Consider the following 23,767-nt stretch of genomic DNA (forward strand, 5'->3'; position numbering starts at 1 on the left):
GCGCGACGTGCTGCGGCGAGCCGGACACCTCGAGGCGGGGGTCATCTCTGTAGACCTGGTCCTCGCGGGTGCGGGGGGTTACGTCATCGCTCACGACAGTCGGCTCCTTCGCTGGATCAGGCGAGCAAGCAGGGTCAGGATCAGGATCATCGCCACGAGGGTCAAGGCCGCGCCCCAGGCGATCTGGACGAGGCGGTCCTGCGCTTGGCCGACGTTCTGGAAGATCAACGCCGGCAGCGAGTTCATCCGCTCGTCGAGGTTGAACGTCGAGTCGTTGACGACCGCGGCGGTGAACAGCAGCGGCGCCGTCTCGCCGGCGGCGCGGGCGACCGCGAGCAGGATGCCCGTGATCATGCCCGGCAGCGCGGCCGGCAGCACGACGCGCAGGACGGTGCGCCAGCGCGGCGCGCCGAGCGCGTAGGAGGCCTCGCGCAGCGTGTTCGGCACGAGCAGCAGCACGACCTCGGCCGAGCGCGTCACGACCGGCAGCATCAGCAGGGCCAGTGCGACCGAGCCCTTCCAGCCGGCGAACGAGGTGCCGCCGAAGCCGCTCGTGACGAGCGTGATGTAGACGAACAGGCCGAAGACGATCGACGGCACGCCCGTCATCACGTCGATGAAGTAGCGGACGGCGTGGGCGAGCTTGCTCTCTCTGCCGAACTCGACCAGCCAGATCGCGACGCCGACGCCGATCGGGACGGCGAAGATCGTCGCGAGCCCGACCATCATCACGGTGCCGATGATGGCGCTCTTGACGCCGCCCGGGTCGCCCAGGAACGAGCCCGTCGGGTCGGTCGTGAAGAAGCTCCAGCTGATCGCGCCGAGGCCCTGCTTGAGCAGGTAGTAGACGACCAGCACGAGCGGCACGATCGCGATCAGCGTCAGCGCCAGCACGACGCCGCGCGCGACCTTGTCGGTGCGGCGGCGACGCGGGTTGACGGACTCGATGCTGAAGGAGCTCATCCCGCCATCCCCGCAGCCGGCTTCTTCGCCGCGCGCGTCCCGCGCTCGGCACGGACGACGAACGTGCGCGCGAGCCCGTTGACGAGCAGCGTCAGCACGAACAGCACCAGGCCGGCGGCGATCAGCGCCGCGCGGTGGAGCGGATCGGATGCGGCCTCGCCGAACTCGTTGGCGATCACAGCAGCCAAGGTGTACCCCTGCTGGAAGATCGAATCACCGATCGACGGTGCGTTGCCGATCACGAGCGTGACGGCGATCGTCTCGCCGATCGCGCGGCCGAGGCCGAGCATCGCGCCGCCGGCGATGCCGGCGCGGGAGTACGGGATGACCGCCATGCGGATCATCTCCCAGCGCGTCGCGCCGAGCGCGAGCGCCGCCTCCTTGTGCTCACGCGGCACCGTCGACATCACCTCGCGCGAGATCGCCGAGACGATCGGCAGGATCATGATCGCGAGGATCAGGCCGGCGATGAAGTAGTTGGGACCGGTGACGCTGCCCCCGATGAAGGGGATGAACGAGAAGGTGTCGGCGAACCATCTCTCGGCCGGCAGCAGCTTCGGGATCAGGAAGAAGAAGCCCCACAGGCCGTAGACGACCGACGGCACCGCGGCCAGCAGCTCGACCAGGACGGTCAGCGGCTGTCTGATGCGCTTGGGCGCCAGCTCGGTGACGTAGAGCGCGGTCGCGACCGCGACCGGCACGCCTATCAGCAGCGCGATCGCCGAGGTGATCAGCGTGCCGACGATCAGCGGCACCGCGCCGTACAGCTGTCTCGACGGAACCCAGTCGGCCGAGAAGAGGTAGTTGAAGATCCCCTCCTCGGAGAAGACCGGCTCCGACTCGACGATCAGTCGGATGAAGAAGAAGGCGATGAGGACGATGACCCCGACCGACAGGGCCGTCAGTCCCCATCGCAGCAAGCGGTCGGGAAGCCGGGCCGCCGGAGAGCCTTCCAGCTCTCTGCGGCGATCTCCGGCGGCTTGGATAGTTCCGGCTCCCATCTCAGATCAGCCCGCGGGGACCTCGATCGGAGAACCGTTGCACTGCAGCGCGTCGACTCTCGCCTGCGCTCTCGCCTTGATCGCGTCCGGCAGCGGCGCGTACGCCAGGTCCGGAGCGACCGACTGACCCTCGCCGAGGGCGTAGTTCAGCCACGCCTTGACGTTGGTCGCCGTCTCTCTGCTCAGGCCCGCTCTGCAGGCGTCCTGCCAGGCGAGCATGAAGGTGACGGCGGCGATCGGGTAGGTCTGGTCGCCGTCGGCGTCGATCGTCGCGAAGCGGAGGTCCGCCGGCGGCGTGACGCCCTCGCCCGCGGCCGACGTGGCCTCGAGGCTCGGCTCGACGAAGTTGCCGGCCTTGTTCTGGACGGCGGCCGTCGCGAAGTCGTTCTGCAGCGCGTAGGCCTGCTCGACGTAGCCGATCGCGCCCTGCGTCTGCTTGACGCAGCCCGCGACGCCGTCGTTGCCTCTGGCGCCGGTGCCGGTCGGCCACTGGACGCTCTTGTCCGAGCCGGGGCCGTTTCTCCACGCCTCGGAGTAGTCGCTCAGGAAGAGCGTGAAGTTCTTCGTCGTGCCGGACTCGTCCGAGCGGTGGCAGACGGTGATGTCGGTGTCAGGCAGGTCGACGCCGTCGTTCAGTCTGGCGATCGCCGGGTCGTTCCACTTCTTGATTCTGCCGAGGAAGATGTCGGCGGTGGTGGCACCGTCGAGTCTCAGGCCTCTGTCGACGCCGTCGACGTTGTAGGAGACGGTGACGGCGCCGAGGACGGTCGGGATGTGAACCGGCTCGCCCTTTCTCTGCGCCGCGGCCAGCTCCTCGTCGTCGAGCGCGGCGTCGGTGGCGCCCCAGTCGATCGTGCCCTCGGTGAACTGGGCGATGCCGCCGCCAGAGCCGATGCCCTGGTAGTTCACCGTCACGCCGAACTGCTCTCTGAATCTGTTGGCCCACTCGGAGTAGACCGGCTGCGGGAAGGTGGCGCCCGCGCCGTTCAGCGTGCCGGAGAGCGACGCGGTGGCGTCGCCGCCGGTGCTGCTGCTGTCCGACGTGCTGCTGCTGTTGTCGTCATCACTGCCACACGCCGCAAAGCCGATCGCAAGTGCGCCGGCCGCGGTCGCGGCGAGAAGCTTCGAGTACCTCAATGTCAGTCCTTTCTCCGTGCGACGGTGAATCGCAGCGTCACAGGGGATGGACTGCATCCTGTTATCGCGCCGTAGTCGGACTGTTTAAACATTGTGAACCGCTTGGTAACAAGTCAGGGCACAGCGCTTTTCGTCCGATACACAGATTCGTAACAAGCTGGCAACGGTCGCAGCCCATCCTTTCCGCATGGCACGCGGGCACAAGGAGGAGGAGCTGAGAGCGGGACCACTGCGTGTATTCCCCGCTGGCTACACAGCACGCGCACATGGCTCTGTGATTCCGCTCACACCGCGTGAGTTCGAGCTGCTGGTCGAGCTGATGCGCCGGCCCGACGAGGTGCTCGCCCGCACCTGGCTGTACGAGCAGTGCTGGAGACACGAGATGGATCCGGCCGACCGCGCGGTCGACGTCTACGTCCGCAAGCTGCGCGCCAAGCTCGACAACGCCCTGCCGGAGTGGACCTTCATCCACACCCACTACCGTCTCGGCTATCGCTTCTCACCGCAGCAGCACGCGCTCGCCGAGGACGGCGACCCCGACAGCGACGCCGCCGTCGCCACCCCGCTCGCGGATGCCGAGCTGAGGGTCTGATGGCCGAGGTCGCGCGCAGCCGCACCAGCGGAGACCGCTTCACCGAGCAGCTCGACCACGTCGAGTCGCTCGCGCTGTACGGCCTGGACCTCGCGCGCGACCAGCTCGTCTCGGTCACCGACGCGATCGAGCACCAGGACATCGCGCTCGCCCGCGCCGTCGTCCACGGCGACGACGAGATCGACCGCCTCTACGCGGAGATGCACGCGAACATCCTCGAGCTGCTGGCGCTGCGCGCGCCGGTCGCGACCGACCTGCGGCGCGCGATGGCGCTGTTCCACGTCGGCCGCACGCTCGAGCGGATGGGCGACCAGTGCGTCAACGTCGCCAAGCTCGTGCCGCTCGACGGCTACCACCCGCCGGTCCACGTGATCCTGCTCGAGGAGCTGGGCGTGATGGGAAGGCTCGTGGCCGCCGAGGTCGAGCAGGCGAGGAAGGCGTTCGCCACGCGCGACCTCGCGATGGCGCGCGACCTGCTGCTGGAGGATCGCGACGTCAACGAGCTGAACCGGCGCGTCTTCCACTTCGCCTGGAAGAGCGGCATCGACACCGAGACGCGCGAATGGGCGATGCACATGATCCTCGCCGCGCGCGCGATCGAGCGGATCGGCGACCAGGCGATCGACGTCGGCGAGCAGCTCGCCTTCATGCTGACGGGCAACTTCGAGGAGTTCCGCGACTCCTCGCACCCGTCGCCGAGCGACGCCGCCGACGCGATCTAGCCGCGCCGGCGGAGCCGCCTCAGCTCGTCAGCGCCGCGACGCGGGCGGCGAAGGCGTCGATCTCGGCGGTGCCGTCGAGCGCGCCCAGCTCCAGCTCGAAGGCGCGCTCCTCGCCCGGCTGCAGAAGCGTCAGCTCGCCCCGCTCGCGCGCCTGCGCGCGGCTCCCGACGCGGTTGGTCGACGGCTCCATCCCGAGCACGTAGATGCCCTCGCCGAGCATCCGCCAGGTCCAGTGGTACGGGAACTGGTCGCGCCGGTACAGCTCGTAGAGGCCGTAGCCGCGGGCGCGGTTGACGAGCGCGACCGGCACGCGGCCGTCGGGCTCCGCGGCGTTGTCGTGGCCGTAGACCTCGCCCTCCCAGCCGCGCTGGGGCGCGAGCATCGTCGTGTAGCCGTCCGTGCCGTGGTGGTCGAGCAGCGCCCGCACGCGGCGCGCCGGCACGAGCAGCTCGGCACCGGCGTCGAGCAGCGGGAAGCCGGCGTTGACGTGGTAGAGCAGCATCTGCTCGGCCGGCGCGAAGCCGTCGTTGACGACGACGTCGTCGATCCGCAGGCGGCTCTCGCCGACGCGCGCCTCGACGCGCCGCCGCAGCGTCAGCCGCTCGCCGTAGACGGCCGTCTGCGTCACCTCCCCCTCGGCCCACAGCGTCAGCCCGCCGTCGGCGTCGGCGCGCGTGCCGTAGCCGACCAGCCGCGCCGGCAGGCTGGAGGCGCGACCGTGCTGGCCGAGCCCCTCGTCGGGGTCGCCGATGTGGTCGAGGCCGCAGGTCGTCATCAGGCCGCCGCCGAAGGAGCGCAGCCAGCCGATGCCGTCGGGCTCGTAGCGGTCGGGCCGGACCCAGCCGGTCGCCGACTCCCACGCGAGCGAGCGGCCGCGCAGCTCGGCGCGGCCGACGTCCATGCAGCGGTCGACCAGCAGCTCGAAGGCGAAGCCCGAGCCGGTGCAGAACTCCAGCACCCGCACGCCTCGCTCGGCGCCGTCCCCGAGCGTCACCAGCCGCACGCCGGCGACCTGCTCCAGCCGCCCGACGTGCCGGCGCAGCGCGCCGGCCTCCCACTCCTCACCGTGCACTCTCATGCGCGGCATCGTGCCAGCTCGGGAGCCCGGAAAGCGAACCGGCCCGGCCGCCGTGAAGGCGACCGGGCCGGTCAGCGGGGAGGCGTTTTTCGGTGCGTTACGCGGCGACCGGCTCCGCGACCGCCGGCGCGGCGATCGTCAGCACGATCTCGCCGTCGGCGTCGCTGGCGGTGACCTCGTCGCCCTCCTTCAGGCGGCCCTCGACGATCGCCTTCGTCAGCTCCTTCTCCAGCGTCCGGCGGACGTGGCGCTGGAGCGGGCGGGCGCCGTACTCGGCGTCGAAGCCCTCGCGCGCCAGGCGCGCGATCAGCTGCGGGTCGGTGTCGAGCCGGATCCCGCGCTCGTCCTGCAGGCGGGCCTCGACGCGGCCGACGATCAGCTCGCCGATCCGCTCGATCTGCTCCGCGCTGAGCGCGTCGAAGACGACCAGCTCGTCGATGCGGTTGACGAACTCCGGCAGGAAGGCGCCCTTCGCCGCCGCGAGCATCCGCTCGGCGGACTCCTCGCGGTTCAGCTCGCCGCCCTCCGCGGCGGTGAAGCCGATGCCGCGCTTCTTCGCCCCGCCGGCGCCGAGGTTCGACGTCATCACCAGGATCGTGTTGGTGAAGTCGACGGTGCGGCCCTCGCCGTCGGTCAGACGGCCGTCGTCCATCAGCTGCAGCAGCACGTTCCAGACCTCGGGGTGCGCCTTCTCGATCTCGTCCAGCAGCACGACGCTGTACGGGCGGCGGCGCACCGGCTCGGTCAGCTGGCCGCCGTCGCCGTAGCCGACGTAGCCGGGCGGCGAGCCGATCAGCCGCGCGACCGTGTGCGGCTCGCGGAACTCGGACATGTCGATCCGGACCAGCGAGCGCTCGTCGCCGAACAGCCGCTCGGCCAGCGCCTTGACCAGCTCCGTCTTGCCGACGCCGGTCGGGCCGAGGAACAGGAAGCTGCCGACCGGGCGATCGCCCTCCGACAGGCCGACCCGCGCGCGGCGGATCGTGTCGGCGACGACCTCGACGGCACCGTCCTGGCCGACCACGCGGTCGTGCAGGTCGGACTCCAGCTGCGCCAGCTTCTCCAGCTCGCCCTCGACCAGCTCGCCGACCGGGATCCCGGTGCGCGCGCCGACCACGGCCGCGACGTCGGTCTCGGTGACGACCAGGCCGCCGGCCGGCAGCGGCTCGCCGTCGGCGCCCGCGAGCGCCTCCAGCTGCTGCTCCAGCCGCGCGATCCGCGCCTTCAGCTCGGACGCGTCCTCGTACGCCTCGGCGTCGACCGCGGCCTGCTTCTCGGCGTGCAGGTGATCCAGCTCGCGCTGCAGCTTGGCGGTGTCGCCGCGCTCGCCGTAGAGGTGGACGCGCGCCGCCGCCTGGTCGACCAGGTCGATCGCCTTGTCGGGCAGGTGGTACTCGGTCACGTAGCGATCGGACAGCCGCGCCGCGGCGTCGAGCGCCTCGTCGCTGATCTTGACGTCGTGGTGCTGCTCGTAGGCGGAGCGCAGGCCGCGCAGGATCTCGACCGTCGCCGCGACCGTCGGCTCCTCGACGTGGACCGCCGCGAACCGCCGCGCGAGCGCGCCGTCCTTCTCGATCTTGCGGTACTCGGCCAGCGTCGTGGCGCCGACGACGCGCAGCTCGCCGCGCGCCAGCAGCGGCTTCAGCAGGTTGGCGGCGTCCATCGCGCCCTCCGCCCCGCCCGCGCCGACGATCGTGTGCAGCTCGTCGATGAACAGCACGACCTTGCCGTCGCTCTCGACGACCTCCTGCAGCGCGGTCTTCAGGCGCTGCTCGAACTGGCCGCGGAACTGCGCGCCGGCGACCATGCCGCCGAGGTCGACGGCGACGATGCGCACGTCGCGCAGCGTCTCCGGCACCTGGCTCTGCGCGATCCGCAGCGCCAGGCCCTCCGCGATCGCGGTCTTGCCGACGCCGGCCTCGCCGATCAGGACGGCGTTGTTCTTGCGCCGCCGCGCCAGCACCTCGATCGTCTGCTCGATCTCGTCGTCGCGCCCGATCACCGGGTCGATGCGCCCGTTGCGCGCGTCCTCGGTCAGGTCGCGGCCGAACTGGTCGAGCGTCGGGGTGGCGAAGTCGTTGCCGTCACCGCCGCCGCGGGCGGCGGTCGCCACGCCGCGCTGGTTCGGCGACCACGCCGGACCGGCCTGCGGGATGCCGCGCTGGCCGCGCACGACGCGACCCTCGCCGTCGAGCGGCGGGAAGGCGCCGAAGGGGCTCGGGCGCCGCGGGTCGCGGCCGGAGCCGGCCGTCGTCGGGCCCGCGAGCAGCGTGCGTGCGCACGACTCGCAGAGCGCGCCATCGACGCGCTGACCCTGCGCGGACCAAGCGACCGGAACGGTCCCCGGACGCTTTCCGCAGACGGCGCAGGTGTCCGCGCCGCCGGTGCTGGAATGCTCGTGGTTCGCCATGGATATCTCAGCTCTCTCTGAAGGATCTCAGTGGGGAGCACTTAGATTACCAGATGTGTTTGCATGTGCAACTACCTGTGAGCGAGCGCACACAGATGCCGATCGCCCGCGGCGGCGGGCGATCTCGCGTCCGACTGCGGGCGAGGCGGGAGCGCCGCCGCGCCGGATCAGTCGAGAAAGGTGGGCGTCGAGCGGACGGTCGCGGCGACGTCGCGCAGCCGCGCCGCCACCTCGTTCGCCCGCCGCGGCAGCCGCTCGCCGACGACGGCGGCCGACAGCTCGAGGTCGCGCGCCAGCCACTCCAGCGGGAAGCCGCGCGCCTCCAGCACGCGCGCCAGCCAGGCGACCTGGCCGCCGAGGTCGACGTAGCCCTCCTCGGCGCCGAGCGCCCACGACAGCATGTGCTGGCAGTCGTGCGTGCACCACGCCTCGGCGTGCTCGCCGTATCTGTCGACGTAGGCCGGCGTCTCGGCGATGAAGCGGACGCTGACCTCGCGCGCGAGCGCGCGCAGGTCGACCCAGATGCCGTCGAGCATCACCTCGGCCGGGGGTTGGGCGCCGCCCGGGGGCGCACCCGCCGCTGAGGCTCGTTCTCGGTCCGACAAGGCGGCCATCCTAGTCGCCACTACGATTGACGCGGCATGACGTCGACCCCCGCGCACGATGCGCTGACAACGATCCGCGAGCGCTACGTCCGCGCCCTGCTCGACGGCGACGCGATCGCCGCGCACGGGCACGTCGCGGAGGCGCTGGAGCTGGTGCCGGTCGCGGAGGTCTACCTCGACGTCGTCCACCCCGCGCTGCACGAGGTCGGGCGCCGCTGGGAGCGCGACACCGTCAACGTCGCCGAGGAGCATCTCGCGACGAGCGTCAGCGAGGTCATGCTGGCGGAGCTGGCCGGGCGGCTGCCGCGGACGCCGCGCCGCAACCGCACCGCGATCGTCGCCTGCGGCCCCGGCGAGCAGCACGCGATCGGCAGCCGCATCGTCGCCGACTTCCTCGAGGCCGACGGCTGGGACACGCTCCACCTCGGCGCCACGACGCCGGGCAGCGCGCTCGCCGAGCTGACCGTCGCGCGCCACGCCGAGGTGATCGCGATCTCGGTCTCGCTGCCGCTGCGGATCCCCGAGGTCGCCGACGCCTGCCGGCGGCTGAAGGCGCTGCCGTTCGCGCCGGTCGTCGCGCTCGGCGGCCAGGCCTTCACGAGACCGTCGCAGGCGTTCGCGGTCGGCGCCGACCTGCACGCCGGCTCGCCGACCGACCTCGTCGCCGCGCTCGGCGACCGCTTCCCGCGCTAGGGGGTCGTTCTGGTGCCGCTGTCGGGCACCAGCACCGTTCTGCCGTCGGCCAGTCTGTAGAGCGTCCCGACTCTCTCGCCCTGGCCGAGCACTCTCTCGCCTCTTCTGACCTCGATCGAGTCAGCGCTCTGGTCTCTTCTGATCACGATCGAGCCGGCCGGCGCGGTGTCGGCGCTGTCTCTTCTGCCCTTCAGCAGGTCGTCGGTCAGGTTGAGCGAGGAGAGCGACGACAGCAGGAAGGCGATCGACAGCACGATGCCGAGGTCGAAGAGGTTGACGAGGCCGTCGAGCGGGTCGCCGGCGCGGTCCTCGCGCGAGCGGGCGCGAGCGCGGATCGCCGGCTGCTCCTGGCCCGCCGGGGCCTGGCCCCACTCGCTCACGCCTGCGGCCCTGCCGACAGCTTCTCGGCCGTGGACTCCAGTCCGACGCTCTGGCGCGGGTGCGTGTGCAGCGCGGTCGGCTGCGGACCGCCGACGAGCTGGGCGTTGACGTACTCGACGTCGGAGTAGTCCTGGTCGTACATGCGGTCGCGCGTGAGCGAGACGGCGAAGGCGATCGCGCCGACGAGCAGGCCGGCGACGGTGACGCTGAAGGCGACGCGGAGGTCGTCGGTGAGGCGGTTGATGTCGCCGTCGCCGAGCGCCGCGAGCGCGGGCGAGAGCGGGATCAGCGTGCCCATCAGGCCGAGCGCCGGCCCCATCCGCACGAGGATCCGCGTCCGCTCCAGCCGCTTCACCTGGCGGTAGTCGTACTCGGCCAGGCGCTTGGCGATGCGGTTGGCCGAGTCGGGCCGGCCGCGCTGCTCGACGATCGCCTTCAGCGCGTCGTTCATCGCGTCGTTGAAGCCGACGCTCGTGACCGCGCGCAGGGCGGTCGCTCTGTCGCCGGCCGCGAGCGCGTCGCGCGCGAGGTCGACGGCGTGCTCGGTGCGGGCGACGCTGCGGACGCGGCGGCGGCGGATCTCGGCCAGCAGGCTGCCGACCTCGCAGATCACGACGATCAAGGCGACCACGGCGAGGATCAGCACCGGGTACCGGAGCGCGTCGGAGATGTCGAAGAGGATGTTCTCGATCGTCATGGTCTGAAGTACGGGAGCGTCGTGCGCGATTCGAGCCCCCATCCAAGCACGACCAGCGCCAGCAGGCCGATTGCCACCCACACCGGGGTCGGCACGTCGAGCGGCTTGTCGTCGGGCGCGGGCGCCTTCAGCTGCTGCAGGCGCTCCTTCTCGGCCGCGCCGCCGGCCAGCGCCGGCGCGATGTCGGCGGAGGCGAGCAGGTAGCCGTCGACCGTCTCACCGGCCGGCGCCGGCGGCGCCACGGTCGCTCTTCTGGTCTTGGCCGGCGCTCTTCTCGGCTGCTGCGGCGGCGGGGTCTGCGCCGGCGCGGGCGTCGGCGTCGGCGTCCCGACCGCGCCGGAGTCCGAGTCGGTCCCGTCGGCGTCCGGCGTGTAGCTGGGCGTCGGCGCGGGCTCCGGCGGCGGGGTCTCCGCCGGCGTTCTGCTGCTCGGCTGTCTGGCGTCGGGTCTTCTTCTGCCTCTGGTCGACGACTGCTGGGCGTTTCTGCCCCGCTCGCCCTTGTACTTGTCCTCGTCGGACAGCACGACATCGATCCGCGTCGACAGCGGCAGCATGTCGTCGTAGCGCGCGCCGTTGACGTAGTAGGTGACGGAGACGTCGTACGGCGTGTCCTGGCGGTTGCGCGCCTGGAAGCTGCGCGTGACCGACGCCGTCGTCGTTCTCTGCACGTTCTTGCCGTCGTTGAACTCCCACTCGTAGACGACCGTTCTCGGGTCGATCTCTGCCGGGAGCGTCGCGTAGAAGGTCAGCTCGCCGCCGGGCCGCACCTCTCTCATCGACGGGAACAGCTGCGGGGTGCGGTCGAGCCTGACCGCGAGCGTGCCGTCGGCGGCCGGCTCGACGAGCCGCTCGGGGCCGTCGTCGACCGCGGCGCTGGAGCGCAGCAGCTGCAGTCTGCCGTCGTCGCTGCGGAAGAGGATCGCGGCATGCCGGATGAGGGCGATCTTGCCGATGGAGACGTTGGCGCCGGCCGCCACCCGGGAGTAGGTCTCCGGGGCGACGCCGGCGAGCGCCAGCGCGCTGTCGAGGGAGATCCCCTTCGGCGTCGTCTTCGTGCCGCTGTCGTAGGCGACGCCGTCGGCGTCGAGGTGGCCCGCCAGCTGCGACCAGGGGATCGTCACCGGCGGCTGGCCGTCCTCGGCCGTGATCGCGAGCAGCGGGTCGGCCGTGTCGGCCTGCGCCGGCAGCGCGACCGCCAGCAGCAACGCGACCAGCGCGAGCAGGATCCGCAGGAGCGAGCGGGGCGATCGGGGGGCGGGACGGCGCATGCGCCACCGAGACGGTACCAGGGATCCGACCCCCCTTAGGCGAGCCTAACTCGTCGCCGCGGCGGCGCGCGCGGCGCGCGCGAAGACCCAGCTCTTGAGCGCGACGTAGCGCGTCACGGTCGCCGCCAGGCTCGCCAGCACCAGCACCGTCAGCTCCAGCCAGCGCGCCGGCGCGTGGTCGACCCCGTGCAGGACCGCGAGCGCGCCGCTCGTCAGCGCCAGCGTCAGCGCGAACACGACGACGCCGAGCGCGTACTGGCGCAGCCGCTCCGCGCGGCCGCGGATGTTGAACGTCCAGCGGCGGTTGGCGGCCGTGTTGGCGACCGCCGTCGTCCCCAGCGCGATCAGGTTGGCGGCCGCCGCGCCGAGCGCGAGGCCGCTGCTGAGCAGCAGGAACAGCAGCGCGTAGGCGAGCGTCGAGCCGACGCCGACCGACATGAAGCGGACGACCGGGCTGGCCAGCAGCAGCCGCCAGACGCCGAGCAGGTCGGTCTTCGCGGTCGCGACGATGTCGACGCGCGAGTCGGGGTCGTCGACCCAGTCGACCGGCACCTCGTGGATCCGCAGCCCGCGCCGCTGCGCGAGCACCAGCAGCTCGGTGTCGAAGAACCAGCCCTGGTCCTGCACGTCCGGCAGCAGCCGCGCCAGCGCGTCGGCGCGGACCGCCTTGAAGCCGCACTGCGCGTCGCTGAAGCGAGCCCGCAGGACGGTGTGGAGGATCGCGTTGTAGGAGCGCGAGATCAGCTCGCGCTTGGGTCCGCGCACGACGCGCGCGCCGTGCGCCAGGCGCGAGCCGATCGCGACGTCGCTGTGGCCGCTCAGCAGCGGCGCGACGAGCGGCAGCAGCGCGCGCAGGTCGGTCGACAGGTCGACGTCCATGTAGGCGAGCACCGGCGCCTCGCTGGCCGACCAGGCGGTCCGCAGCGCGCGGCCGCGGCCCTTCTGCTCCAGCCGCAGGTAGGCGACGTCGCGCAGCTCCTGCGCGAGCCGGCGGCCGATCTGCTCGGTGCCGTCGACGGAGGCGTTGTCGGCGACGACGATCCGCCAGGAGAACGGCAGCTCGTCGGAGAGGAAGCGGTGGAGGCGCCGCACGCAGGGCTCGAGCGCCGTCTCTTCGTTGTAGACGGGGACGACGATCTCGACCTGGGGCGCCGTGGAGACGGTTCGCATGAGACCAGCGTCGAGGCCGGCCGTGCGAGCACCGTGGGCGCCGCCTGGGAATTCACCGAGACGGCAGCGACACGACGAACTCGGCGCCGCCGCCGGCCGCGTTGCGCGCCTGCACGCTGCCGCTGTGGGCGGCGACGATGCCGGCGACGATCGCCAGCCCGAGGCCGGCGCCGGCCTGGCCGCGCGTGCGGCCGCCCTCGGCGCGCCAGAAGCGCTCGAACAGCTCCTCCGGTCTGACGTCCGGCGGCAGCCCTCTGCCGTGGTCGCGGACGCTCACGCGCACGGCCGCGGCGGCGCCGCCGGCGCGCTCGACGGTCAGCTCGATCGGCGTCCCGTCGGGCGTGTGCACGAGCGCGTTGCGGGTCAGGTTCGCGAGCACCTGGCGCAGCTGGTGGGCGTTGCCCTCGACCAGCGCGCCGCCGCCGGCGCGCACGTCGAGCGAGATCTCACGCGTGGGCGCGGCCGCGCGCGCGTCGTCGGCGGCGTCGCGCGCGAGCTGGGCGAGGTCGACCGGGCCGTGCTCGGCCTCGCGCACCTCGTCCAGGCGCGCGAGCGCGAGCAGGTCCTCGACCAGCACGCCCATCCGCGACGCCTCCTCCTCGATCCGCCGCATCGCCTTCTCGGTGTCGGCGGGCTCGCGTGCCGCGCCGATCCGGAACAGCTCCGCGTAGCCGCGGATCGAGGAGAGCGGCGTGCGCAGCTCGTGCGAGGCGTCGGCGAGGAACCGCCGCAGCCGCTCCTCGCTCTCGCGCCGCTGCTCGAAGGCGACCTCGAGCCGGTCGAGCATCCCGTTGAAGGCGAGCCCGAGCCTGCCGACCTCGCTGCGCGGATCGGTCTCGTCGACGCGCTGCGACAGGTCGCCGCCGGCGATCTGCCCGGCGGTGTGCGCCATCCGGTCCAGCGGCAGCAGGCCGACGCGCACGAGCAGCCAGGCGCCGACGCCGAGCACGAGCAGCACGCCGGCGATCACCAGGCCCTCGACCAGCAGCAGCCGGTCGAGCGTCTGGTTGGCCTCGGTCAGCGGGATCGCGGCGACGAGCAGGCCGCCGGAGCCGTCCGGGTCGGGCGTCACGCGGACGCGGAACTGGACGTCGTCGCCGCCCTTGGCGGCGGCGGTGAAGGTCGTGTTCGGCTCCAGCGTCTTCGGCAGCTGCGGCTGCGCGGTGACGGTCTCGTCGCCGAGCCGGATCGTGACGGCGCCCAGCCGCGCGCCGTCGGCGCCGTAGCGGGCGCCGAAGGTCCCGGGCGGCAGGCTCGCGCCGCCCGGCCCTCCCCCGGGCCCGCCGCCCGGCTCGCCGCCGAAGCCGCCGCGATCCGGTCCGGGCGACTGCCCGACGCCCTTCTCAGCGAGCGCGTGCGCGAGCGCCATCGGCGCCTCTCGCAGCTGCTGGTCGACGCGGTCGAGCAGGAACGAGCGCTGCTCGGCGTAGGTGATGCCGGCGAGCGCCACCAGCCCGACCGCGGCGAGCGCGAGCAGGCCGGCGACGAGCCGCGTGCGCAGCGACTTCACCGGCGCCCGCTCCTCACGCGCCGCGCGGCAGGCGCAGCGCGTAGCCGACGCCGCGGACCGTCTGGATCAGCGGCGGGCCGAAGGCGTCGAGCTTCTTGCGCAGGTAGCTGATGTAGGTCTCCAGCACGCGCGCGTCGCCGCCGAAGTCGTAGCTCCAGACGTGCTCCAGCAGCTGCGCCCGCGTCAGCACGCGGCGCGGGTTGAGCATCAGATAGCGCAGCAGCCGGTACTCGGTCGCGGTCAGGTCGATGAAGTGGCCGTCGCGCGTCACCTCGCGCGCGTCGTCGTCGAGCTCGACGTCCTCGAACACGAGTCTGCTCGACTCCGCCTCGGCGGCGCCGCTGCGGCGCAGGATCGCCCGCACGCGCGCGACCAGCTCCTCGAGGCTGAACGGCTTCGTCACGTAGTCGTCGCCGCCGAGCGTCAGGCCGCGCACTCTGTCGTCGGTCGCGTCGCGCGCGGTCAGGAAGATGATCGGCACCTTCGCGCGCTCGGCGCCGAGCCGTCTGGCGACGTCGAAGCCCTCCATGTCGGGCAGCATCACGTCGAGCAGCATCAGGTGCGGGCGGAACTCGCGCACCTGCGCCAGCGCCTCCGCGCCGGTCGCCGCCGACGCCACCTCGAAGCCCTGGTACTTCAGGGCCATCGAGATGACGTCGACGATGTTGGGCTCGTCGTCGACGACGAGGACGCGATGCGCGGACTGCTCGCCTGTGGCGGTCATCGGTCCAGTATCCCCACTCAAGCTGGGAAGTTCCTGAGTGTGAGCTGTGGCGCGCAGCGCGCTCATGAGCCGAGCGCCTTCAGCGCCGCCGCCTTGCCCTGCAGGTCGTAGAGCCCGCTGACGCTCGTCTGCGTGCCGACCCGGGCCGCGGCGGTCAGCGCCGTCTCCGAGCCGGCGCGGCCGTCGTTGCCGATCCCGCCGCCGCCGAAGCCGCCGCTGGTGCTGTCGCTGGAGATCACCCAGCGGACCTTGCCGCTGGCGACGGCGTTGGCGAGCCAGTCGATCGAGACGGTCGACTCGCGGCCGGAGAAGCCGCCGATGCCGGCGACGCTCGCGCCCGACTGGATGATCGACGCCGAGGCACCCGACTGGCTGGCGATCGCGATCGTGCCGCCGCCGTGGCTCTTGACGTAGGCGAGCGCCTCGGTCAGGTCCTCGCCGCCGAACATGCCGCCGGCGCCGCCGCCCGGTCCGCCCATGCCGCCGGCCTGGCCGCTCTGGGTCGTGCCGCTCTGGGTCGTGCCGGTGCTGCCCTGCTGCGTCATGCCGGGAGGTCCGCCGAAGCCGCCGCCGCCCTGCTGGCTCATCCCAGGGGGGCCGCCTCTGCCGCCGGGGCCGCCGCCCGGCCCGCCGCCCATGCCCGCGCTCGCGGGGCCGCCGGCGGGGAAGGTCGAGCTGGTCGCGTGGCCGAGCGTCTGGAAGGACCATGACGCCGGCGCGAACAGCAGCAGCGCCAGCATCGCCGCCAGCACCGCGTTGCGGATCCGCGTCGTCACGCCCGGCAGCGCCAGCGCCACCAGCGTCGCGGTCGCGCCGACGCCGACGAGCGGCGCCAGCCAGCCCATGTCGCCGCTGGAGTGGAGCACGGCGAGCGTCGTGATCGCACCGCCGGCGACGGCCGCGGCGCCGACGATCCGGCCGCGCACGCCGCCCTCCAGCACCAGCCCGGCCGCCGCGCCGACGAGCGCGGCCGCGAACGGCGCCAGCGCCGAGACGTAGTAGGGGTGGAAGATGCCCTGCGCGAAGCTGAACGCGACCGCGCTGGTGGCGAAGGCGCCGCCGACCGCGATCAGCCAGCCGCTGCGCGCGTCGCTGCGCTTCAGCCGCGTCGCGACGAGCAGGCCGAGGCCGCCGACGACGGCGACGCCGAGGATCCAGCCGACCTGGCCGCCGAGCGAGCTGCCGAGCAGTCGCAGCGGGCCGCTGTCGCCGCCGAAGACGGAGCCGGCGCCGCCGCCTCCGCCGCCCGGACCGCCGCCGGCGCCGCCGCCCGGTCCGCCGGCCTGGCCGTCGAGCCGGCCGAGGCCGTTGTAGTCCATGATCAGCGACCAGATCGAGTTGTCGGTCGAGCCGCCGACCCACGGGCGGTCGGCCGCCGGGGTCAGCCACACGAGCACCGGCCAGGCGAGCCCGACGACCGCCAGCGCGATCCCGCCGAGCGTCAGCTGGCGGGCGGCGTCGAGCAGGCCGCGGCCGCGCGGGGCGATCCACATCCACGCCAGCGCGATGCCGGGCACGACCAGCAGCGCCGCGCCCATCTTCGTCTCAAAGCCGAGCCCGACGGCGACGCCGGAGAGGACGATCCACTTCGTGCGGCCGTCCTGCAGGCCGCGCACGAGGAACCAGATCGCGGCGACCGAGCAGAGCACGAGCAGCGCATCCGGGTTGTTGTGGCGCGAGATCGCGACGGTGACCGGCGTCAGCACGAGCGCGAGGCCGCCGACGAAGCCGGCGACACGACCGAAGGAGCGCCGCACGAGGTCGTAGGTGAGGGCGGCGCTCGCCATCCCCATCAGCGCCTGCGGCACGAGGATCGGCAGCGAGCTGTAGCCGAACAGCCGCACCGACAGCGCCTCGACCCAGAGCGCCATCGGCGGCTTGTCGACGGTCATCAGCCCGCTGCTGTCGAACGAGCCGTAGAGGAAGTCGTGCCAGCTCGTCGACATCGAGCGGACGGCGGCGCTGTAGTAGTCGTTGGCCCAGCCGTTGCGGCTGAGCGCCCACAGGTAGAGGACGGCGGCGAGCGCCAGCAGCCCGAGCAGCTCGGGGCGGCGCCGCAGCGCGTCGAGGAGGGCCAGGCCGCGGTCGCGCGCGGAGGGACGGGCGGCGTCCGCCGGGGCGGCGCCGGCCGGCGCACCGCGCCCGCCGACGCTGCCGGCGGCGGCGCCGGCGTGTTCGAGCTTCGCTGGATTCGGTCGCATGACCGAGCATGCTGCGACCGCACCCTGGGAGCAACCTGGGAGCGCCCCGAGCGCTCGCCGGGACCGGCCCGCGACGACTCTCATCGAACGCTGAGAAAGCGGCAAGCGTCTCTTCAGGTGCGTGCGGGAAGGTTGTCGCCGTGACCTCCACAGTGACGAGAAACCAGACGTCGCTCCCCTCGCTGAAGGCGCTCTACGCCGACGAGGCCCGCCGCCGCTCGCGCGAGCGCGACCTCGGGCTGTGGTGGAGAGCGCACGACGGCTCGACCTACCGCGCCGCCTGGATCGAGGAGACGCAGGAGCTGTACACGGTCCGCCATCTCGACGGCGAGGGCCACGGCGGCGGGGTGCGGATCCTCGGCCGCGTGCCGGCCGACGGCGTCGAGCGCGCGCTCAGAGGCTGGAGCGGCGTCTGCGGCAGCGAGTCGTCGTACGAGTGGCTCTGCTGGCAGGTGCGCCGCATCAAGGCTTAGAGTCCGCCCATCCCGACACGGAGGTGGGCGGCCCCATGGCCAACCGTAGAGCTGTGCTGATCGCGATGATCTTCGCGGTCGCGATGATGTTCATCGACCAGACGATCGTCGTCCTCGCGGTCCCCGACCTCCAGCACGACCTCGGCGTCACGGCGACCGGCGCGCAGTGGATCCTCAACGGCTACCTGCTGGCGCTGTCGGCGCTGTTCGCGCTCGGCGGCAAGCTCGCCGACGTGCTCGGCCACCGCCGCATGGTGCTCGTCGGCGTGATCGCCTTCGCGACCTTCTCCGCCCTCTGCGGCGCGACGCCGACCGGCGACATCGGCGAGGCGTGGATGATCTTCTTCCGCGTCCTGCAGGGCGCCAGCGCCGCGCTGCTGTTCCCGGCCGCGCTGGCGATCGTCGTCGCCGCCTATCCGGTGCGCGAGCGCGGCAAGGCGCTGGCGCTGTTCTTCGCCGCCTCCGGCGGCCTGACCGCGGTCGGCCCGCTCGCCGGCGGCTACCTGACCGAGTGGACCTGGCGCGCGATCTTCTGGATCAACGTGCCGGTCGCGATCATCGCGGTGGTCCTGACGCTGCGCGCGAAGATCCCCGACACGCGCCATCCGGCGAAGATCGACTACCGCGGCGCGGTGCTGATCTCGGCCGCGATGGGCCTCGTCGTGCTCGGCCTGCAGCAGGCCGGCGTGTGGGGCTGGGACGATCCGCGCACGTGGGCCTGCATCGTCGTCGGCCTGCTGCTGCTCGTCGGCTTCGTGCTCAACCAGCTGCGCGTCCCGAACCCGCTGATCGAGATGCGGATCTTCCTGCAGCGCGCCTTCAGCGCCGACAACGTCGTGCTGTTCCTCATATCGGCCGTGTTCGTGCCGCTGTTCTTCTTCGCCAGCGTCTACGCGCAGGCGTCGCTGGGCGAGGACGCCAGCTCGGCCGGCGTCTACCTCCTCTACTTCTTCCTCGGCTTCGCCGTCGCCTCGCAGATAGGCGGGCGGATCCTCGACGAGCGCGGCGCGAAGCCGTCGGTCGTGATCGGCTGCATCGTCGCGGCGGCCGGCTTCGTGCTGTGGGGCCGGTCGCTGCCGGACATGGAGCTGTCGAGCCAGTGGTACTGGATCGTGCTCGCCGGCGCCGGGATGGGGCTCGTGCTCGGCCCGGTCAGCACCGACGCCGTCAACCGCGCGCCGAGAACGAGCTACGGCGAGGTCACCGGCATCACGCAGACGGTGCGCAACTTCGGCGCCTCGCTCGGGCTGGCGATCATGGGCTCGGTGTTCGTGACCGAGAACGTCCGCCGCGTCACCGACACGCTCGAGGCGAGAGGGCTGCCGGCGGCGAGAGCGGAGGCGATCGCGCACTCGCTCTCCAGCGCCAACGCGGCCAGCTCCGGCGGCGGTGGCGGCGGGGCCGACAGCGCGATCTATCAGGCGGTCCAGCTCGACATCGCGCACTCGACGCAGGTGATCGCGTTCGCGATGGCGGGGATCATGGTCGTCGCGTTCGTCGTCGCGAGAATCGGGATGCCGAGAGGGCGCGTCGAGGAGCAGATACTCGCCGACGAGGATCCGGAGCCGGCCGCGGCGGGCTGAGCGGGTCGGCCCGCGGCGGCGCCCAAGCGGCGCCGCCGCGGCAGCGGAGCGCGGCGCCGCCACCGGGGCGCGGCCGCCGCATCGCGCGCACGCTGCACCGGATCGCACGCCGTGATGCGACGGGAACCGGTGGCGCGCGCTCCAAAGTTAGGGTACCCTCACGTTAGGGCGCCCGAACTCAAAACGGCGGATCGAAAGACCGCCAACCAGGGGGTGCGGCCGCATGGTCGCAGCCACGATATTCAGAGGGGAAAACGCATGTTGAATGCAGCGTTCAAGGGTCTGGGCAGACCCGTCGCGTCGGTCGCAGTCGCCGCCGCCATGCTGTTCGCGGGCGCCTCGGCCGCGTCGGCCGCGTCGATCACGGTCACGCCGAACAGCGGCCTTGCCGCGTCCGACACCGTCGTCGTCGGCGGCAGCGGCTTCGCCGCCAGCACCACCTACCGCGCGGGCCAGTGCTCGAACAGAGCCTACGGCGTGATCGGCGTCCCGGCCTGCGGCCCGTTCACCGACGTCAGCACCGACCCCAGCGGCAGCTTCACGGGGCTGAGACTGGCCGTCACGAAGAGAGTGACGAACGTCCACGCCGGTCTCGGGGCGCCGATAGGAACCGGGCAGCCGGCGACGTTCAACTGCCTCGGCTCCAGCGGCGACCAGTGCGCGATCTGGATCGTCGCCCACACCGGCACGCCGTCGGTGCTGGCCAGCGCCAACATCCTGTTCAGCTAGTTCCCGTCGCATCGGGCGCCCGTCAGCTGACGGGCGCCTGCTCTCTCCCCCATCCCCCGTTCGAAGGCAGGTCGATGCCCCCGATCACCCGCAGCTTCCGCTCCAGGGCCGCCGCGGCGCGCCGCCGCCTGCTCGCTGCGGTCACGCTCGCGACAGCGACGGCCGCCGCGCTCGCCGGCGCAGCCGCCCCGGCCGGCGCGACCGAGCACCAGATCGCCAGCGGCCACCTGACCTGGGGGATCAAGGAGAGCTGGCGCAGATACATCGGGACCGGCACGACCGTCGACGGCGGCGCCCAGATCGACGGCTGGGTCGGCAGCGGCGACACGGCCTACCCGACCACGTTCACCTTCCCGGTCGCCGCCGGCACGTACGACGACGTGACGCGCTCGACGCGGCTGAGACTGTCCGGCTCGGTTCACTTCCAGTCGTGGTGCGGCCTCGTCGAGCCTGGCAAGTGCGCGCTCGACACGAGATTCTCCGACCTCGAGCTGACGATCGACCCCGTCGAGCAGGTGCTGCGCGGCACCCACGTCGGCTATTCGCGCAGCGATCCCGGCGGCGCGCTGCACGTCGACAGAGACGTCGTGCTGGCGACGTACGACATCAGCGGCGCGACAACCGACTTCAGCGGCGGTCAGAGCAGCTGGACGGGGCTGCCGACGGTCGCCGGCCCGGGCTTCAACATCTACGCCGAGAGCACGCTCGTCGACACCACGTCGTTCGCGTACAGCGGCCCCGGCGGCCTGCCGGATCTCGCCGAGCACTGGGACACGGCCGGGGCGCCCGGCCTCAGAGCGGGCGCAGCGTGGCTCGGCGACGCCGACAGCGCGGCCCGCGCGCTGCATCCCTCGACGCAGCAGCCCGTCGTCCACACGGTCGATCTCGCCGGCGTCGGCACGTCGACCGCGAGACTGGTCGTCGCCGCACGCGACGCGAGAACGCTCGACGCCGTCGGCGCGCCGTTCACGTGGTCGTTCCCGGCCGCGTCCGCGAGCGACGAGCAGCTGCTGCGGACCGCGTTCGACCCGGCCACCGACACCGTCTTCTTCGTCACCTCCCACGACGGCGCGACGCACGACGAGACGACCGTCCGCGCGGCGACCTGGAACAGCGCCTCGCAGAGCTACGACGTCAGCGAGCTGGGTTCGCTCGGGGCGATGCCGGACGTCTACAGACGCGTCGAGGGGATCGTCTGGAACCCCGTCAGAGCAGAGCTCGCGGCGGTCGCCTGGGCGCCCGGCGGCAGCGACGCCTACGAGCAGGACGCGCTCCACCGCTTCACGCGCGACGGGGCCGGCTGGAGACACGTGCAGACGCCGCTGCGGCTGCCCTCCGGCGGCGCCTTCGCCGGCGCGACCGACGTCTACAGCCCGCTCACGACGCTCTCCTTCAAGACCGCCGACGTGACGCCGCTGGCGGTCGCCAGAGACGGCTCCTACGTCGTCGCGCCGGCGAACGGCATGGCGGTGACCAGCGCCGGCGAGCAGTACTACCCGGCGCTCCACCTGTCCGTCGGCGGCGACGGCAGAGCGACCGTCGCCGCGATCGCCGGCACGACGACTCCGCGGACGTTCCTCGGGCTCTACTTCGGCTTCTCGTCGCTCACGCGCGCCGCCGACGGCTCGCTGCTGCTGCACAACTCCGACCAGGTGATGGACGGGTACGTGCGCATCGACGTCAGCAGCGGCAGAGCGAGCGCGCTCGGCCCGATCGTCGACGCTCCGGGCGACGCCTTCCCGCCATACGAGATGAGCGGCTTCGCCAACTCGCTGGCGGCCGATCCCACGAACGGGATCACCTGGGCGACCGACACCTTCACGACCGAGGGCTTCAGACTCGACGCCATCGGCGGCGACGACAGGCTGATCGGCCGCTACCGCTTCGACGAGTTTCCGGCCGCGGGCGGCGACGGCGCCTTCGGCCGACTCGCGATCGGGCCCGACAGCGCCGTCTACCTGCCGATACAGCAGGCCGGCAGCGGCCGGCTCGGCTACCGCCGGCTCGCGTTCACGGGGTTCGTCCCGACCGTCACGACGCAGCCGCAGGACAGAACGGTCACGCTCGGCGTCGGCGAGAGCGAGGAGAGCACCGGCTTCGCGATCGCGGTCGCGGACGGCGACGACGTGATCCGCTGGCAGGCGAAGCGGCCCGGCGAGAGCAGATTCGCCGACGTCGCCGGCGCGACCGGGACGACGCTGATGGTCGCCGCGAGAGCGACCTCGAACGGCACCCGCTACCGCGCCGTCGTCGGCAACGCCGCCGGCAGCGTCGCCTCCGACGAGGCGCTGCTGACGGTCGACCACGCGCCGGCGCTCGTCACCGACGTCGCCAACCGGACCGTCACCGAGGGCGCCGACGCGCTCTTCGCCGTCGGCGCCGGCGGCAACCCGGAGCCGGTCGTGACGTGGCAGCGGCGCGTCGGCGGCTACTGGGAGGCGATCGCGCCCGACGACGACAACTTCCTCGTCAACGGCCCGTCGCTGGTCGTCAAGCAGACGAACGTCGACCAGAGCGGCTCGCTCTTCCGCGCGAAGCTCGTCAACAGCGTCGCGACCGTCTACTCGCGCGCGGCGACGCTGACGGTCACCGCGAGAGCGACGATCCCGGCCGGCGGGCTGGCGAACGTGACGCTCGACTGGAGCGGCAACGACGAGATCCAGCGGACGCCGCCGTTCGGCGGCAGCAACTACCTCTCGGCCGGCGTCTCCGACGGCAGCGAGGCGACCTATGCGAGCGCCGCCGGCAACGTGCAGGTCTTCCACGTCGCCGCCGACGGCGCCGAGACGCTGGAGTCGTGGACGGGGCGCGCCGCCCACACCAGAGACGGCGGCAGCCAGCTCGTGCGGCTCTACGACGGCCGCGCGACGGCGACCGCGGGCGGCGGCGCGACGGTCGTCTGGGACGGCGACTTCAGCGTCAACTTCTACGGCGGCCTGGTGCCGTTCACGATCTCCGACCCGCGCCTGACGGTCGCCGCCGACGGCACCGGCACGCTCACCGGCGACCTCTCCGGCTACGCCTCGACGCAGGCCGACCCGACGAGACGGTCGCCGCTGGCACCGGTCGCCGACGTCACGATCGCGACCTTCGCCGACGTCGCGATCCATCCCACCGGCAGCGTCACGGTGACGCCGGCGTGGGCCGGCGTCGAGGTCGCGCTGCCGGGCGACCAGCCGGCGCAGGTGCGCGACGGCGACGGCTGGGGCGCGTGGCCGCAGGCGTTCGTCGACTTCCACACCAGAACCGGCCTCGGCTCCTACTGGTACACGTCCGGCAGCGCCTTCGACAGCTTCAAGGCGCCGCATCCGTTCGTCGTCGACTTCAGCGGCGCGAGCGCGCCGCCGATCGAGCAGCCGCCGGTCAGAAGAGACCCGCCGCAGGTCGATCCGCCGCGGGTAGACCCGCCGGTCGTGCCGCCGCCGGCGCCGAGAGCGGTCGTGCCGGGGTCGGTCGCGGGCGCCAGAGGGGTGCGGACGATCGACGGCAAGCGCGTCGTCACGGTCGCGACGCTCGTCTGCCCGCGCGCGGCGCCGTGCACGGTGAGAGCGCCGCGCAACGTCACCGTGACGATCGCCGGCAAGCGCTTCGCACTGGCGGTCGTGGCGCCCAAGTCGATCCGCGCCGGCAGACGCGGCGCGCTGAGGCTGCGGCTGTCGAGAGCCGCCGCCAGACGGCTCGCCGGCCGCACGGCGACGGTGCGGCTGCGGGTGACGATCGCGACCGGCGGCAGAGCGGTGACGCGCACCGTCACGGTGAAGATCGCGGCGAGAAAGGCGAAGGCGCGCAAGCGCTGAAACGCCATACACGTGGTATAAGGGTGCCCTAAC

Annotated in this window: 20 protein-coding genes; 7 read left to right on the top strand and 13 right to left on the bottom strand. The window is 72.6% G+C overall.

The window, feature by feature from the left end; translation table 11 throughout:
* Window positions 1-90 precede the first annotated feature (90 nt).
* The 3 genes from pstA to pstS form a co-directional block, all read right to left on the bottom strand.
* Window positions 91-963, bottom strand: a complete 873-nt coding sequence (gene pstA / locus Q7L73_RS21820; protein WP_304691552.1) for a phosphate ABC transporter permease PstA — start codon at window positions 961-963, stop codon at window positions 91-93.
* Window positions 960-1,883 carry a phosphate ABC transporter permease subunit PstC gene (gene pstC, locus Q7L73_RS21825; RefSeq protein ID WP_304691551.1) on the bottom strand — a complete coding sequence of 308 codons (924 nt, stop codon included), beginning with the start codon at window positions 1,881-1,883 and terminating at the stop codon, window positions 960-962. Before pstC ends, pstA begins: the two co-directional genes overlap by 4 nt.
* Window positions 1,884-1,970: 87 nt before the next feature.
* Window positions 1,971-3,101 (bottom strand): phosphate ABC transporter substrate-binding protein PstS, encoded by a 1,131-nt coding sequence (gene pstS / locus Q7L73_RS21830; RefSeq protein ID WP_304691550.1) that lies wholly within the window; start codon window positions 3,099-3,101, stop codon window positions 1,971-1,973.
* A gap of 274 nt (window positions 3,102-3,375) precedes the next feature.
* On the opposite strand from pstS, the gene Q7L73_RS21835 reads away from it, so the two are divergent.
* Together Q7L73_RS21835 and phoU are read left to right on the top strand one after the other, a co-directional pair.
* Window positions 3,376-3,693, top strand: coding sequence for a helix-turn-helix domain-containing protein (locus tag Q7L73_RS21835; RefSeq protein ID WP_304691549.1), 318 nt, complete (start codon window positions 3,376-3,378; stop codon window positions 3,691-3,693).
* Complete coding sequence (gene phoU, locus Q7L73_RS21840; RefSeq protein WP_304691548.1) at window positions 3,693-4,415, top strand: phosphate signaling complex protein PhoU; 723 nt, start codon at window positions 3,693-3,695, stop codon at window positions 4,413-4,415. The genes Q7L73_RS21835 and phoU overlap by 1 nt, the downstream gene beginning before the upstream one ends.
* Window positions 4,416-4,434: 19 nt before the next feature.
* On the opposite strand, the gene Q7L73_RS21845 is transcribed toward phoU, so the two are convergent.
* The 3 genes from Q7L73_RS21845 to Q7L73_RS21855 all read right to left on the bottom strand — a co-directional run bounded on the left by Q7L73_RS21845 (window position 4,435) and on the right by Q7L73_RS21855 (window position 8,508).
* On the bottom strand, window positions 4,435-5,493 hold the full coding sequence (locus tag Q7L73_RS21845) for an aldose 1-epimerase family protein (RefSeq protein WP_304691547.1): 1,059 nt from the start codon (window positions 5,491-5,493) through the stop codon (window positions 4,435-4,437).
* Window positions 5,494-5,590: 97 nt separating this feature from the next.
* Entirely contained in the window at window positions 5,591-7,903 is a 2,313-nt protein-coding gene (locus Q7L73_RS21850) for an ATP-dependent Clp protease ATP-binding subunit (protein ID WP_304691546.1), read from the bottom strand.
* A 167-nt stretch (window positions 7,904-8,070) separates the two neighbouring features.
* Window positions 8,071-8,508, bottom strand: coding sequence for a hypothetical protein (locus Q7L73_RS21855; RefSeq protein ID WP_304691545.1), 438 nt, complete (start codon window positions 8,506-8,508; stop codon window positions 8,071-8,073).
* A 36-nt stretch (window positions 8,509-8,544) separates the two neighbouring features.
* On the opposite strand from Q7L73_RS21855, the gene Q7L73_RS21860 reads away from it, so the two are divergent.
* A complete protein-coding gene (locus Q7L73_RS21860) occupies window positions 8,545-9,201 on the top strand; it encodes a B12-binding domain-containing protein (protein WP_304691544.1) in 657 nt (218 codons plus the stop codon).
* Here the strand turns inward: Q7L73_RS21860 and Q7L73_RS21865 are convergent.
* From Q7L73_RS21865 to Q7L73_RS21895, 7 genes are all read right to left on the bottom strand, one after another.
* Entirely contained in the window at window positions 9,198-9,581 is a 384-nt protein-coding gene (locus Q7L73_RS21865; RefSeq protein ID WP_304691543.1) for a DUF2149 domain-containing protein, read from the bottom strand. The genes Q7L73_RS21860 and Q7L73_RS21865 overlap by 4 nt on opposite strands.
* Window positions 9,578-10,279, bottom strand: coding sequence for a MotA/TolQ/ExbB proton channel family protein (locus tag Q7L73_RS21870; protein WP_304691542.1), 702 nt, complete (start codon window positions 10,277-10,279; stop codon window positions 9,578-9,580). Before Q7L73_RS21870 ends, Q7L73_RS21865 begins: the two co-directional genes overlap by 4 nt.
* Window positions 10,276-11,547, bottom strand: coding sequence for a hypothetical protein (locus tag Q7L73_RS21875; protein ID WP_304691541.1), 1,272 nt, complete (start codon window positions 11,545-11,547; stop codon window positions 10,276-10,278). The genes Q7L73_RS21870 and Q7L73_RS21875 overlap by 4 nt, the downstream gene beginning before the upstream one ends.
* Before the next feature lie 45 nt (window positions 11,548-11,592).
* Entirely contained in the window at window positions 11,593-12,717 is a 1,125-nt protein-coding gene (locus tag Q7L73_RS21880) for a bifunctional glycosyltransferase family 2/GtrA family protein (protein ID WP_304691540.1), read from the bottom strand.
* A 52-nt stretch (window positions 12,718-12,769) separates the two neighbouring features.
* On the bottom strand, window positions 12,770-14,227 hold the full coding sequence (locus tag Q7L73_RS21885; RefSeq protein ID WP_304691539.1) for a cell wall metabolism sensor histidine kinase WalK: 1,458 nt from the start codon (window positions 14,225-14,227) through the stop codon (window positions 12,770-12,772).
* 13 nt (window positions 14,228-14,240) lie between these two features.
* Window positions 14,241-14,951 (bottom strand): response regulator transcription factor, encoded by a 711-nt coding sequence (locus tag Q7L73_RS21890; RefSeq protein ID WP_304691538.1) that lies wholly within the window; start codon window positions 14,949-14,951, stop codon window positions 14,241-14,243.
* 62 nt (window positions 14,952-15,013) lie between these two features.
* Complete coding sequence (locus Q7L73_RS21895) at window positions 15,014-17,152, bottom strand: glycosyltransferase family 39 protein (protein WP_304691537.1); 2,139 nt, start codon at window positions 17,150-17,152, stop codon at window positions 15,014-15,016.
* Between the two features lie 140 nt (window positions 17,153-17,292).
* Between Q7L73_RS21895 and Q7L73_RS21900 the strand changes: the two genes are divergently transcribed.
* The 4 genes from Q7L73_RS21900 to Q7L73_RS21915 all read left to right on the top strand — a co-directional run bounded on the left by Q7L73_RS21900 (window position 17,293) and on the right by Q7L73_RS21915 (window position 23,734).
* Window positions 17,293-17,625, top strand: a complete 333-nt coding sequence (locus Q7L73_RS21900) for a hypothetical protein (protein ID WP_304691536.1) — start codon at window positions 17,293-17,295, stop codon at window positions 17,623-17,625.
* Window positions 17,626-17,660: 35 nt separating this feature from the next.
* A complete protein-coding gene (locus tag Q7L73_RS21905) occupies window positions 17,661-19,208 on the top strand; it encodes an MFS transporter (RefSeq protein WP_304691535.1) in 1,548 nt (515 codons plus the stop codon).
* Window positions 19,209-19,466: 258 nt separating this feature from the next.
* Window positions 19,467-19,937, top strand: coding sequence for a neocarzinostatin apoprotein domain-containing protein (locus Q7L73_RS21910; RefSeq protein ID WP_304691534.1), 471 nt, complete (start codon window positions 19,467-19,469; stop codon window positions 19,935-19,937).
* A 74-nt stretch (window positions 19,938-20,011) separates the two neighbouring features.
* Window positions 20,012-23,734 carry an HtaA domain-containing protein gene (locus Q7L73_RS21915; RefSeq protein ID WP_304691533.1) on the top strand — a complete coding sequence of 1,241 codons (3,723 nt, stop codon included), beginning with the start codon at window positions 20,012-20,014 and terminating at the stop codon, window positions 23,732-23,734.
* Window positions 23,735-23,767 lie beyond the last annotated feature (33 nt).

Source organism: Conexibacter sp. CPCC 205762, assembly GCF_030646155.1.
GTDB lineage: Bacteria > Actinomycetota > Thermoleophilia > Solirubrobacterales > Solirubrobacteraceae > Conexibacter.

What these genes read in the sequence shown, in the direction of transcription:
- pstA (WP_304691552.1), bottom strand. Translation starts at nt 963, where the DNA reads ATGAGCTCCTTCAGCATCGAGTCCGTCAACCCGCGTCGCCGCCGCACC.
- phoU (WP_304691548.1), top strand. Translation starts at nt 3,693, where the DNA reads ATGGCCGAGGTCGCGCGCAGCCGCACCAGCGGAGACCGCTTCACCGAG.
- Q7L73_RS21845 (WP_304691547.1), bottom strand. Translation starts at nt 5,493, where the DNA reads ATGAGAGTGCACGGTGAGGAGTGGGAGGCCGGCGCGCTGCGCCGGCAC.
- Q7L73_RS21850 (WP_304691546.1), bottom strand. Translation starts at nt 7,903, where the DNA reads ATGGCGAACCACGAGCATTCCAGCACCGGCGGCGCGGACACCTGCGCC.
- Q7L73_RS21860 (WP_304691544.1), top strand. Translation starts at nt 8,545, where the DNA reads ATGACGTCGACCCCCGCGCACGATGCGCTGACAACGATCCGCGAGCGC.
- Q7L73_RS21870 (WP_304691542.1), bottom strand. Translation starts at nt 10,279, where the DNA reads ATGACGATCGAGAACATCCTCTTCGACATCTCCGACGCGCTCCGGTAC.
- Q7L73_RS21875 (WP_304691541.1), bottom strand. Translation starts at nt 11,547, where the DNA reads ATGCGCCGTCCCGCCCCCCGATCGCCCCGCTCGCTCCTGCGGATCCTG.
- Q7L73_RS21880 (WP_304691540.1), bottom strand. Translation starts at nt 12,717, where the DNA reads ATGCGAACCGTCTCCACGGCGCCCCAGGTCGAGATCGTCGTCCCCGTC.
- Q7L73_RS21890 (WP_304691538.1), bottom strand. Translation starts at nt 14,951, where the DNA reads ATGACCGCCACAGGCGAGCAGTCCGCGCATCGCGTCCTCGTCGTCGAC.
- Q7L73_RS21895 (WP_304691537.1), bottom strand. Translation starts at nt 17,152, where the DNA reads ATGCGACCGAATCCAGCGAAGCTCGAACACGCCGGCGCCGCCGCCGGC.
- Q7L73_RS21905 (WP_304691535.1), top strand. Translation starts at nt 17,661, where the DNA reads ATGGCCAACCGTAGAGCTGTGCTGATCGCGATGATCTTCGCGGTCGCG.
- Q7L73_RS21910 (WP_304691534.1), top strand. Translation starts at nt 19,467, where the DNA reads ATGTTGAATGCAGCGTTCAAGGGTCTGGGCAGACCCGTCGCGTCGGTC.
- Q7L73_RS21915 (WP_304691533.1), top strand. Translation starts at nt 20,012, where the DNA reads ATGCCCCCGATCACCCGCAGCTTCCGCTCCAGGGCCGCCGCGGCGCGC.